This window comes from Streptomyces lycii, from assembly GCF_009735685.1.
Classification (GTDB): Bacteria; Actinomycetota; Actinomycetes; order Streptomycetales; family Streptomycetaceae; genus Streptomyces; species Streptomyces lycii.
On sequence record NZ_WHPN01000414.1, the window covers coordinates 1 to 12,522 of the forward strand.

Here is a 12,522-nt window from a genome sequence, read left to right on the forward strand (position 1 = left end):
GGACGACATCGTGACGTTCACTCAGAACGCGGAGGCCGATGTGTATGTGGCGTCCGCGGGCGAGGGCGGGTTCGGGGATTCGCGGGTGTGGCAGGAGCGTTTCGCGCCGGGTGGTGAGACGCCGTTGAGCGGTGATTTCAACGGTGACGGTGTGGACGACATCGTGACGTTCACCCGTGAGGCGTCGCCGAAGGTGTGGGTGGCGTTGTCGGACGGTGAGCGGTTCGGGGCGGCGGAGGTCTGGCACGAGTTCTTCTCGTTGCGCGGTGAGGTGCCGGCCGTGGGTGATGTGAACGGTGACGGTTTCGACGACATCGTGTCGTTCACGCATGACGACGAGGCGGATGTGTGGGTGGCGCTGAACACCGGTGACGGCCGTTTCGGTGCCGCGGAGGTCTGGCACGACTTCTTCGGCCCTGCGGGGGAGTTTCCGGCGCTGGGTGATGTGGACGGTGACGGGATGGATGATCTGATCACGTTCACGCAGGGTGCCGAGGCGGATGTGTATGTGGCCCTGTCGAACGGCGACGGGTTCGGGGCGTCGCGGGTGTGGCACGGGCATTTCGCGGTCGGCGGTGAGCAGCCGCGGGTCGGGGACGTGGACGGTGACGGGCGGGACGACATCGTGACGTTCACCCAGGGCGACCGGGGTGATGTGTATGTGGCCCGGTCCGCCGGCGGGGAGTTCGGTGCGGGGGAGCTGTGGCACGAGTGGTTCTCCCCGGCCGGTGAATTCCCGTATCTGGGTGATTACGACGGTGACGGCATGGACGACATCGTGAGTTTCACCCGCGACGACCGCAGTGATGTGTATGTGGCCTTGTCCGACGGTGCCGGGCAGTTCACCGGTGCCGCGGTCTGGCACGACTTCTTCGGCCTTCCCGGCGAAACGTCCTTCTGACGCCCGGCGCTCCCGAATCCGAGCACCGAAAGGAGAAAACCATGCGCAAGAGATCCGGCAGAAGGATTCCGGCAGCCGTCTCGCTGTGCCTCGCCGGTCTGCTCACCGGCTCCCTGCTGACCGCGGCGGGCCCGGCGGGTGCCGCCGGAACGGAAGCGTCCGGCTACCGCGCTGCCGCGACGGCTGCCGCCGCGGACGCCCGTACCGCCGGTGTGCTGTCGCGCGCCGAGCGGGTCGCCAAGGTCACCGGTCCCGGCTCCACCAGCGCCACCGACAGCCGCTGGCAGGTCAAGGCCACCGACCTCGGGATCATGTGGGACAACGGGTCCGGCGAGATCCTGACCGCGTTCGGCGACACCTACGGCAACGGCTGGACGGGTCCCGGCGCGGCCGTCGGCGACCCGGCCACCCTCGACTGGCGGTGCAACGTCCTCGGCCGCAGCAACGACCGCGAGCTGGCCGACGGCATGACCCTCACCAGCATGCCGAGCGACCGGAACAACCACGCCAAGCAGCTGCTGTCCTGCAAGCGGCAGGACGGCGACGAGGTCACGACCATCCCCACCGCGGGCATCTCCGTCGGCAAGCGCCAGTACATGCACTACATGTCGGTCAACCGCTGGGGAAGGCCCGGCGAGTGGTTCACCAACTACGCCGGCATCGCCTGGTCCGACGACAACGGCGAGAACTGGGTCCGCGACGCCGACGCCCGCTGGCAGAACACCGGCGCCTGGGACAACAAGTTCCAGATGGCGGCCTTCGTCCGGCAGGGCGGCCACGTCTACATGTACGGCACGCCCAACGGCCGGTTCGGCGACGTGCACCTGGCCCGGGTGCCTGCGGGCGAGCTGCTGGAGCCCGGTGCGTACCGCTACTGGGACGGCAGCGCCTGGGTCACCGACCAGAACGCCGCCGCTCCGGTCGCCCAGGCGCCCGTCAGCGAGGTGTCCGTGCAGTACAGCCGTTACCTCGGGCAGTTCGTGATGATGTATCTCGACGAGCCGCAGGGTGCCGTCGTCATGCGGACCTCGCCGAGCCCGACCGGTCCGTGGAGCGCCAAGCAGACCGTGGCCTCCGGCGCCGACTTCCCCAAGCTGTACGGGGCGTTCGTCCACCCCTGGTCGGCGGACTCCAACAGCCCGTACCTCTATTTCACGATGTCGCAGTGGGACCCGTACAACGTCTATCTGATGCGGGTGCGCCTCACCGGCGGCGGGCAGTTCGGCGGCTCGCCCGCCGACTTCGACGGGGACGGCACCGACGACATCGTGACCTTCACCCAGAACGACGCGGCCGAGGCGTACGCAGCGACCTCCCGCGGCGACTCGTTCAACACCGGCGGGAAGTGGCACGACCACTTCGCACCCGCCGGGGAGACGCCGCTGACCGGGGACTTCACCGGCGACGGCAAGGACGACGCCGTCACCTTCACGCACGGCGAGGCCGCCGACGTGTATGTGGGGGAATCGAGCGGCACGGGCTTCGGCACCGGCGCGAAGTGGCACGACCACTTCGCGCCCGGCCGGGAGACCCCCGCCGTCGGGGACTTCGACGGCGACGGCACCGACGACATCGTGACCTTCACCCACGACGACGCGGCCGACGTGTACGTCTCCCTGTCCACCGGCGAGAACTTCGGCCCCGGCGAGAAGTGGCACGACGACTTCGCCGGCTGGGGCCGCTTCCCGGCGGTCGGTGACGTCGACGGCGACGGGCGGGACGACCTGATCGCCTTCACCCGGGGCGAGGAGGCCGACGTGTATGTCGCCCTGTCCGACGGCGACGGCTTCGGCACCCCGTACAAGGCGCACGACTTCTTCGCCTACGGCGCCGAGTCCCCGCGCGTCGGTGACGTCGACGGCGACGGCGACGACGACATCGTCACCTTCGTGCAGGGCGGGACGGACGCGGTGTACGTCGCGCGCTCCGACGGCGAGAACTTCGGCGCGGCCGGGAAGTGGCACGAACGCTTCTCGCTGGACGGCGAGTTCCCGTACGTCGGCGACTACGACGGCGACGGCGACGACGACATCGTGACGTTCACGCACGACTCGTCGAACGACGTCTACGTGGCGCTGTCGGACGGCGGTACGGCCTTCACCGGCAGCCGGGTCTGGCACGACTTCTTCGGCCTGGCGGGCGAGACCAGCCTCTGACCCGGCCGGCTCCCATTGACCGGACCGGCCCTCCGACCGGACCGGTCTCCGGACCGGCCGGCCCTTCCCGGAACACCCCCGACCGGTCCGGTCGCGGGCGGCCCCCTTCCCCCCGTAGGGGCCCGCCCGCGGCCGGGCCCTTCCGCTTCCCCCCGCCCGCCCCCGCGGGCTCGCGGACCCCTCGGCACCCCCCCCGAAAGGAACACGATGCGTCCACCACGGCTCGCGCGGGCGGTCACCACCGCGCTCGTCGCCGCCCTCCTGCTGGGCCCGGCCACCGCCCTCGGCGGTACGGCACCCACGGCCGCCGCGGCATCCCCGCCGGCGGCGCCCGCCCCGGCGGCCCCGGCCCCGGACGGCGGCGCCCCGGACGGCGGGGACCCGGCCGGGCCCACCGCGGCCGACCCCGGCAACGGCCCCGTCGGCTGGGACACCTTCCGCCGCCTCGACCGGCTCCCGTATCTCAGCCCCGGCACGAGCACCCGGCAGTTCTCCAGCTTCGACCGGGCAGGCGGCAACGTCGACGACGGCTTCTCCGGCCGCTACTCCTGTCTGCGCACCGACTCCGCGGGCTGCCTGATCGCCGAGGACACCGGCCCCGGCGAGATCGCCTCGATCTGGTTCACCCGGGACGGGGGCGACGTGCGGGCCACCGGTGACATCCGCATCGAACTCGACGGCCGCACCGTCGTCGACATGCCGCTGCAGGACCTGGTCAACGGCGCCATGGGCGCCCCGTTCAGTTACCCGCTGGTGGCCAACGCCGAGCAGAGTTCCGGCGGCGTCTACATCAAGGTGCCGATGCCGTACCGCGAGTCGATGCGGATCCACGTCGAGAACAACCCGTTCTTCTACCACGTCACCCACCGGCACTTCCCCGACGCCGAAGGGGTGCGGACGTTCGACCCCGCGGACCGCGCCACCGATGTCCTCGAGCAGCTGAAGGCCTCCGGCACCCGCGACCCCAAGCCCGCGCGCGCCGGAGCCGAGACCACCCGTGAGACCGTCGACCTCGCGCCGGGCGAAAGCGCCGAACTAGCCCGGACCACCGGACCGGGCGCCCTGTCCGCGCTCCGGCTGCGCATCCCCGACAGCCACGACACGGACGCCGTGCTCGCCGGGCTGCGGCTGCGGCTCTCCTTCGACGGGCGGCAGACCGCCGAGGCCCCGGTCGGCGAGTTCTTCGGCTCGGGGCTCGGCGAACACCCCGTACGGTCGCTGCTGTTCGCCATGGACACGGCGGCCGGCGGCTGGTACACCACCTGGTGGCCCATGCCGTACCGGGAGAAGGCCGTCGTCAGCCTCGTCAACACCACCGGCGGCACCGTCCCCGGCATCGAGGCCGAGACCACCGCCGCCCCCGACGACCAGTGGGACACCGCCCTCGCCCCCGGCGGCAACGCGGGCCACTTCACCGCCGAGTCGCACTCCGGGGAGACCGTGCCCGACGACGACTGGATGTTCGCCGACCGCACCGGCCGCGGCAAGTTCGCCGGAGTCAGCCACACCATGGAGGGGCACACCGGCGCGGGCAACCGGCGGCAGTACCTGGAGGGCGACGAGCGGGTCCACGTCGACGGCGCCGACACCCCGCAGCTCCACGGCACCGGCGCCGAGGACTTCTACGAGGCCGGCTGGTACTTCAACCAGGGAACCTTCAGCAACCCGCTGAACGGCAACACCGCCCACGAACTGGAGAGCGGCGGCTGCGCCGACGAGTGCGACGCCACCTACCGGCTGATGCTCACCGACGCCGTCGACTACTCCACCGCCCTCGGCTTCGGCATCGAACACGGCTTCCAGAACGACGCCCCCGCCCGCTACGGCTCCACCGCCTACCTCTACACGAAGCCCGAGCCCGGCACCCACCGCACCGCCACCCTGCACACCGGCGACCCCGGCAGCCGCGCCGCACACGACTACACGGACGGCGACGCGACCGAGACCACCCTCACCTCGCACTACGAGGGCGACCGCGACCAGCAGCTGGTGCGCGGCACCGTCCGCTCGGCCTCCGGCCCGATCGCCTTCGAGCTGCCCGTCGACCCGGACAACACCGGGGTGCTGTTGCGCCGCACCGCCGACCAGCGGCAGAGCGGCCAGGCCGTGCGGGTCACCGTCGACGGAGCCGACGCCGGCACCTGGCGGCAGCCGCTGGGCAACACCACGCAGCGCTGGCTCACCGACAGCCACGCCCTGCCCGCGGGCACCACCGCCGGCAAGGACTCCGTACGGATCGAGCTGACCCCGCTGCCCGGCGCCCCGGAGTGGACGGCTGCCCGGTACGCCGCCGACAGCCTGCTGCCCGGGGCGCACACCGACAGCGGCGGCCCGGCGGCCGTACCGGGACTCGCGCTGGTCGGCGGCGAGGAGCACGCGCTGCACCTCAGCTGGCAGGAGCCGCACGACGACAGCGGCGTCCGCGAGTACCGGATCCACGGCGCCCGCTCGCAGTCCGTTCCCATCGGCGAGGACACCCTGCTCGGCACCGTCCGCACGCCCGGCTTCACCCACGGCCCGCTGACCGCCGGGGAGGACTGGCACTACCGGGTCGTCGCCGTCGACACGGCGGGCCGCGCGGGCGAGCCCGGCGCGGAGGTCTCCGGTCGCAGTGCCGTCCCGGTCCGCAGCGACGCCGACGGGGACGGCCGGGACGACGCGGTCACCTTCACCCGGGGCGAGCGGGCCGACACGTACGTGTCGCTGTCCGACGGCGAACGGTTCGTCCAGGACGGCCTGCGCTGGCACGACCGGTTCGCCGGCGGCTCGGAGATCCCGTTCACCGGCGACTTCGACGGCGACGGCCGCACCGACGCGGTGACCTTCACCCGCGGTACGGCCGCCGAGGTCTTCGTCGCGCTGTCCGACGGCACGGAGTTCACCGGCACCGGCGTCCGCTGGCACGACCACTTCGCGCCCGGCGACGAGATCCCCGCCGTCGGTGACTTCAACGGCGACGGCCGCGACGACATCGCCGCCTTCACCCGCGGCGCGGAGAGCGACGTCTACGTGGCGCTGTCCGACGGCAGCGGCTTCCGCGACGCCCGCAAGTGGCACGACCGGTTCGCGCTCGACGGGGAGGTCCCGGCGGTCGGCGACTTCGACGGCGACGGCCGGGACGACATCGCCGCCTTCACCCGGGGGGAGAAGGCCGAGGTGTACGTGTCGCTGTCCAGTGGCAGCGTCTTCCGGCAGGACGGCTGGCGTTGGCACGACCACTTCGCGCCCGGCGACGAGATCCCCGCGGTCGGCGACTTCGACGGCGACGGCCGGGACGACATCGCCGCCTTCACCCGGGGTGCGGCGGCCGACGTGTACGTGTCGCTGTCCGACGGCCGGCACTTCTCCGGGAGCGGCCGGAAGTGGCACGAGGACTTCGCCGCGGGCACCCGGGTGCCGGGCGTCGGCGACGTCGACGGCGACGGACGCGCGGACCTGCTCGCGTACTCCCGGGGCACGGACGGGACCGTGTACGCGGCCCGCTCGGCCGGGGAACGCTTCGGGGCGGCGGAGACCTGGCACGACCACTTCGCCGTGGACCGCGAGTGGCCCCGGCCGAGCCGGGTCGAGCTGATCGACCCGGCCTGACCCGGAGAGGTTGACTCTTCCGTAACGTCAACTTCTAGCGTCGTCGTCACGGGCGGAGAAACCGCCCGGCGCGAGCAGTACCGGACCAGCCGGAGGAGGTGGCCGCCGTGGAGTGGTCGATCCAGGACATCGCCCGCCGCGCGGGCACCACCAGCCGGACCCTGCGGCACTACGACGACATCGGGCTGCTCGAGCCCAGCCGCGTCGGCGGCAACGGATACCGCTACTACGACGAGGCCGCCCTGCTGCGCCTCCAGCGGATCCTGCTGCTGCGCGAGCTGGGCCTCGGGCTGCCCGCCATCGCCGAGGTGCTGGCCGGCCAGCGCGACACGGCCGCCGCACTCCGTACCCATCTCGCCCTGCTGGAGCAGGAACGGGAACGGATCGGGCGGCAGATCGAGTCGGTCCGGACGACCTTGCGCAAGACGGAGGAGGGCGGCGCGCTCATGGCCGAGGAAATGTTCGACGGATTCGACCACACGCGGTACGAGGAGGAGGTGACCCGCCGCTGGGGCCGTGCGGCCTACGAGGACGGCGACCGCTGGTGGCGCTCGCTCACCGAGGAGCAGAAGAAGGAGTTCCAGCAGGAGCAGGAGGACATCGCCACCGACTACGCCCGGGCCCACCGGGCCGGCAGCGCCCCGGACGGCGACGAGGCGCAGGACATCACCCGCAGGCACCACGCGTGGCTGTCGATCACCACCCCGGGCGGCCCGTCCAAGGGCCACTTCACCGGGCTGGGGGAGATGTACGTCGCGGACCCGCGCTTCACGGCCCACTACGACCGGAAGGGCGCGGGCACGGCGGAGTTCATCCGGGACGCGATGAAGGTCTACGCCGAGCGGCACCTGAGCGACTGAGCCCCGGGGACGGCCCGGCCCGCGGGCGCGGCCGTCCCCGGGGAGGCACGGGTGCGGGCACGGGAGACGCGCGTGACGCGCCCCGGGCGCGGGTGGCGCCGGACGCTCGTGCGGGTGGCGCCGGACGCTCGTGAAACCGCGGCACGGGCAGCGGGGACTCGTCAGCGGCAGCGGGGACTCGTCAGCGCGGGCAGCACGGGCGCGGGGCCGCGGGCCGCGGGCATGGGGTGCGGGCAGCAGGTACAGGGCGCGGGCAGCACAGGCACGGGGTGAGACAGGCAGCGGGCGCGGGCAGCGGGCAAGGGGCACGGGGCGAAACAGGCAGCGGGCAAGGGGCACGGGGCACGGGGCGAGACAGGCAGCAGGCAAGGGGCACGGGCAGCAGGCGCGCGGCCGGCAGCCCGGTCAGAACCCGCCGCCGCCGAAGTCCCCGCCGCCGAAACCGCCGCCGCCCCCGAAATCGCCTCCGCCGAAGCCGCCCCCGAAGTCCCCGGCGTCGAAGTCCGAGCCGGTGTAGTCGCCGCCCTCGGGACCGCCGCCCTCACCCCCGTAGCCGCCGCCCCAGCCGTAGGCGTGCGGGGCGAACATCATGCTGCCGAGCACCGTGCCGGTCAGCATGCCGGGGAGCAGCCCGGCGCCGAAGTAACCGCCGGCCCAGGGCCCGTAGAGCGGACCGGCCTCCCAGTACGGCCGGCGGCCGCTCGGGGTGTCCACGGAGCGGCCCATCGGCTCCTCGCCGTCGTCCAGCCGTGCGGCGTCCGCCGCGCAGACGGGGACGGTCCGCTCGGCGCCGCCCGCGGGCGCCCACTGCGCGTCCTGCGTGGACGGGCCGTGGCGCGGGTCGAAGAAGCAGGGCGGCCGCCGGTCGGGCAGCGGGCCGCCCTGCTGCCGTGCCTCCAGGACGGCGATCGAGAACCGCCCGTCCTCCAGGGCCTCGGTCACCTTCCGCACGTCACCGGGGCGGCGCGCGGCGGCCATCGCGCTCTTCGCCTTCTCGTACGCGTCGAGGGCGTGCTCGTAGTCCCGCCGCATCGCGTCGTCGGCCTCGGGATCCCGGGGCCGGAAGTCCAGCCGGTCCAGCTTCTCGCCGTACGCCGTGATGTCCTCGTCCACGACCGGACGCAGCGTCTCCAGTTCCTGGCGCTCCCGTTCGGCGCGGCGCCTGCGGGTGCGGCGGCCGGAGGTCAGGACCGCGGCGCCGGCCGCGAGGACCAGGGCGCCCAGGGTGACCAGCGGGACCAGGCCGCCGGTTCCGCCGCCGGGCCCGCCGCCGTCCCAGGAGGCGGGTGCGGTGCCGTTCGCCTGCCGGGCCGCGTCGTCGGTGAAGTCGTTCAGCAGGGCCGCGGTGTCGGCACCGTGTTCGCGTTCGACGGCGCCGGTGAGGTTGTCGACGGCGTTGTTCGACATCACCGACGCGTCGGCGGCCGCGTCGAATCCGTCACCGAGCACGACGGCGTACACCCCGGCGACCCCCACCTGGGTGCGCAGATCCCGCAGCACGGTCTCCGGCGGGAACTCCTCGGCGCGCGGCAGCACCGCGACGAACACGGGCTTGTCGGCGTCCTCGATCCGGTCGGCGAGCGCTCTCGCCTCGCCGTCGGAGAGCTGTCCCTGGGCGCGCGGATCGACGTACACGGGGCCGTCGCGCAGTCCGGAGGCCACGTCGCCGACACCGTCGGCCGCCCACGCGGCAGGGGCGGTCACCCCGGCCGCCAGCAACAGGGCGGCGAGGAGGGCCAGCACCGGTCCGAGCACGGCGTGGTGCGATGTGCTCCTCATATCTTCGAAGTTACATCAAAAGGAGCAAGAAAGACCTTCGCCGCTGATCGGAACGTTCCGGTGCAACCGGCGGGGAAGGCCGCCGTGCGGGCCCGGGAATCGGTCCCGTGCGGGCCCGGGGCAGGACTCCGTGCGGCCCGGCGGGCGGTGTGTCCCGGAAGCCGCCACCCCGGGCCCGGCCGGGCGGCGCCGGACCGGCCCCGAGTGGCCGCCGGGCCCGACCTCCCGCACGCTGGAAAGAAGTGCGGTGTCGTCCGCGGCCGGACGCGCCCGGAAGCGGAAGCGGGAGAGCACAGGTGGGGCAGCGAGAGCGGCTGTACGGCAGCAGTGGCTCCCGTGCCGGTCCGCTCCGCGGCGCCGGCCGGTTCGTTCACTCACTGCCGCTGCTGTTTCTGGCGGTCGGTGCGCTCTTCGGCCTGCTGACTCCGGCGAACGTGAGCGCCGCCCCGTTCTTCACGGCGGCGCCGCTGGTCGGCGTCGGGATCTACACCGTCCGCGCCACGGTCCTCGTCGGCGCGTCCGGCCTGCTCCTGCTGCTGGGTGTCAAGATCGCCAAGGGCGGACCGGACGAGTTCGCCGACCAGATGGACCTGCTCACCGTCGGCAGCGTCGCCGTGCTGGCCCTGCTCATCAATCTGCTGGTGCGCCGCGGCGTGACCGCCCTCGCCTCCGTGCGGGACGTCGCCGGGGCCGCCCAGCGGGCGCTGCTGCCGGTCCCGCCGGAACGCGTCGACGGGCTGCGCGTCGCCGCCCGTTACGAGGCCGCGCGGGCGGACGCGCAGATCGGCGGCGACTTCTACGCCGTCCAGCAGACCCCGTACGGCGTGCGGCTCGTTCTGGGCGACGTGCGGGGCAAGGGCCTGGGCGCGGTGGAGACCGTGGTCGTCGTCCTGGGGGCGTTCCGCGAGGCCGCCGAGTACGAGCCCGAGCTGGAGACGGTCGCGGCCCGGCTCGACGCGGCGCTGCGGCGGGCGGGGGCGGTCCGGGGCGGGGAGGACCGGTCGGAGGGCTTCGCCACGGCGCTGCTCGCCGAGATCCCCCCGGGGCCGCCCGGTGACCTGCGGCTGCTGAACCGGGGCCATCCGCCGCCGTTCCTGCTCTCCGCGGACGGCACCGTGCGGAGCGTGTACCCGGATTCGCCGGCCCTGCCGCTCGGCATGTCCGGGCTGACCGGCTGGCCGGACCGGGTCGAGACGGTGCCGTTCCCGGGCGGGACCACGCTGCTGATGTACACCGACGGCGTCACCGAGGCCAGGGACGAGAACGGCGTCTTCTACGACCCGGAGGCGCGGCTGCCGGGTCTACGGGGCCACAACCCGGCGGTGCTGCTCGACATGCTGGTGCGGGACGTCGCGCGGCACACCGGGGGCCGGACGGCCGACGACATGGCGCTGCTCGCGGCGAGCCGGGAGAGCACGCCGGCCGGACCGTCGCCCGGGGAATCTCACCCTGAGTAATGGGAAGGATTCCGTCCGCATAACGACTGGTACACGATCGGCGTCGAAAGGTTTTCTCAACTGCGGGCAACTCGCCCCGTTGTGCCGGATCTTGTCCTGGTTGATTCCCGTCAAGAGGTCAAACGATCATCAGGAACGGCTTGGAATACGGGACTGCCCTCTATTAACGTTCGATAACGCAGCGCGGTCGTCCCAGTCGCCGCAAGTGGCGGCGCCGCGTGTCATCGCCGAATCCCGCAGCACCAGCACCACCCAGCAGTACGCAGCACCAAGGGAACCGGGGAACCACCACCTTGGGGTGAATCGGTCCCCTCCGCGAGGAGGGAACCGTAGGAGACCTTCCTGCTCCGAACCCGTCAGCTAACCCGGTAGGCGAGAAGGAAGGAAAGGAGTGCGCCTCCGTGGCGTCCAACAGCCCTGCCCCCGAGTCCTGGTTCGCGACCACCGACTCCGGCCCCCGGTTCGACGAGGAGCCCCAGGGCGACTGGAATCCCACCGCCGGATCCACCGCACCCGTACGGGGACGGCACCGCGTCGTCAAACAGCGCGGCGGCGGCATGGCGCGCAGTGGCGCGGTCCTCGGTGTCGGCGTCATCGCCGCGGTCGGCGCGGGCGGCATGGCGACCGCCAAGGACCGCCCGCCGGCCCCGATCTCGCTGCCGGACCTCTCCTCCGTCACGGACAAGGTCCCCGGCCTCGACTCCCTGGTCCCGGACGGCTCCGCCGAGGAGACCCTCGCCGCGAACAGCGCGCCGCTCACCCAGGCCGGGCTCACCACCGACGAGGCGGCTCAGGGCGCCGACGCGGGAGAGGCCCTGCGGGCGCGCATCATGCGCCAGGCCGAGCAGCAGCAGACCGCCGCCGAGCTGCACGACCGCCGCACGGCGGAGGAAGCGGCCCGCGAGAAGGCCGCCGAAGCCGCTGCCGAGAAGAAGCGCCAGGCCGCGGCCGACAAGAAGGCGGCCGAGGCGGAGGCCGAGCGCAAGGCGGAGGAGGAAGCCAGGCGCAAGGCCGAGGAGGAGCGCCGCGCCAAGCTGGCCGCCAGCTACGCCGTTCCGCTCTCCTCCTACACCCTCACCTCCGTCTTCGGCGAGTCCGGCTCCATGTGGTCCAGCACCCACACCGGACTGGACTTCGCCGCGCCCAGCGGCACCCCCGTCAAGGCCGTGCACGGCGGCACCGTCACCGAGGCCGGCTGGGCCGGCTCGTACGGCTACCGCATCATCCTCACCCTCGACGACGGCACCGAGATCTGGTATTGCCACCTCTCGTCCATGACCGTCACCTCCGGCGAGGTCACCACCGGCGACACCATCGGCCGCGTCGGCGCCACCGGCAACGTCACCGGCGCCCACCTCCACCTGGAGGTCCGGCCCGGCGGCAGCGACCCGGTCGACCCGACGGCCTGGTTCGGCCAGCACGGCAAGAGCCTCTGAACCCGCCCGCCGAGCCGGTGTGAACCACCGGCGCCGCGCGGCCCGGACGGTGTGAACCACCGGCCGGCCCGCGGCCTCTCACCTCTCCGCACGCACCGGCCGCACGCACCGGCCGCACGCACCGGCCGCACGCACCGGCCGCACGCACCGGCCGTACGCGCCCTCAGGGGCGGGAGCGGCCGGTGCTGTGCGTGTGCCGCTGTGCGTGTGCCGCTGTGCGTGTGCCGCTGTGCGTGTGCCGTCCGGTGTGAGGGGCCGCCGGTGCCTGTGCCGCCGGGGCGTGCGCGGGCCGGGCCGGGCGTACGGGGCGGAGTGCCCTCAGTTCCCGAACGCGCGGGGGCGGGC

7 protein-coding genes and 1 riboswitch are annotated in these 12,522 nt (G+C 73.2%); of the genes, 6 read left to right on the plus strand and 1 reads right to left on the minus strand.

Annotated elements, in window-relative coordinates; translation table 11 throughout:
- The 4 genes from GCU69_RS29300 to GCU69_RS29315 form a co-directional block, all read left to right on the plus strand.
- A partial coding sequence (locus tag GCU69_RS29300; protein WP_170315967.1) for an FG-GAP repeat domain-containing protein occupies positions 1-901 on the plus strand: 901 nt, incomplete at its 5' end.
- Between the two features lie 41 nt (positions 902-942).
- Positions 943-3,057 carry a DUF4185 domain-containing protein gene (locus GCU69_RS29305; RefSeq protein ID WP_156207699.1) on the plus strand — a complete coding sequence of 705 codons (2,115 nt, stop codon included), beginning with the start codon at positions 943-945 and terminating at the stop codon, positions 3,055-3,057.
- Positions 3,058-3,264: 207 nt separating this feature from the next.
- Positions 3,265-6,645 carry a DUF2961 domain-containing protein gene (locus GCU69_RS29310; protein ID WP_156207700.1) on the plus strand — a complete coding sequence of 1,127 codons (3,381 nt, stop codon included), beginning with the start codon at positions 3,265-3,267 and terminating at the stop codon, positions 6,643-6,645.
- A gap of 107 nt (positions 6,646-6,752) precedes the next feature.
- Positions 6,753-7,505, plus strand: coding sequence for a MerR family transcriptional regulator (locus GCU69_RS29315; RefSeq protein WP_156207701.1), 753 nt, complete (start codon positions 6,753-6,755; stop codon positions 7,503-7,505).
- Between the two features lie 405 nt (positions 7,506-7,910).
- On the opposite strand, the gene GCU69_RS29320 is transcribed toward GCU69_RS29315, so the two are convergent.
- Positions 7,911-9,284 (minus strand): hypothetical protein, encoded by a 1,374-nt coding sequence (locus GCU69_RS29320; protein WP_098755215.1) that lies wholly within the window; start codon positions 9,282-9,284, stop codon positions 7,911-7,913.
- Positions 9,285-9,580: 296 nt separating this feature from the next.
- Between GCU69_RS29320 and GCU69_RS29325 the strand changes: the two genes are divergently transcribed.
- Positions 9,581-10,741, plus strand: a complete 1,161-nt coding sequence (locus tag GCU69_RS29325; RefSeq protein ID WP_235978777.1) for a PP2C family protein-serine/threonine phosphatase — start codon at positions 9,581-9,583, stop codon at positions 10,739-10,741.
- Between the two features lie 215 nt (positions 10,742-10,956).
- Positions 10,957-11,131, plus strand: a riboswitch (cyclic di-AMP (ydaO/yuaA leader).
- 11 nt (positions 11,132-11,142) lie between these two features.
- A complete protein-coding gene (locus tag GCU69_RS29330; protein WP_176604674.1) occupies positions 11,143-12,177 on the plus strand; it encodes a M23 family metallopeptidase in 1,035 nt (344 codons plus the stop codon).
- The last annotated feature ends 345 nt before the right edge of the window (positions 12,178-12,522 follow it).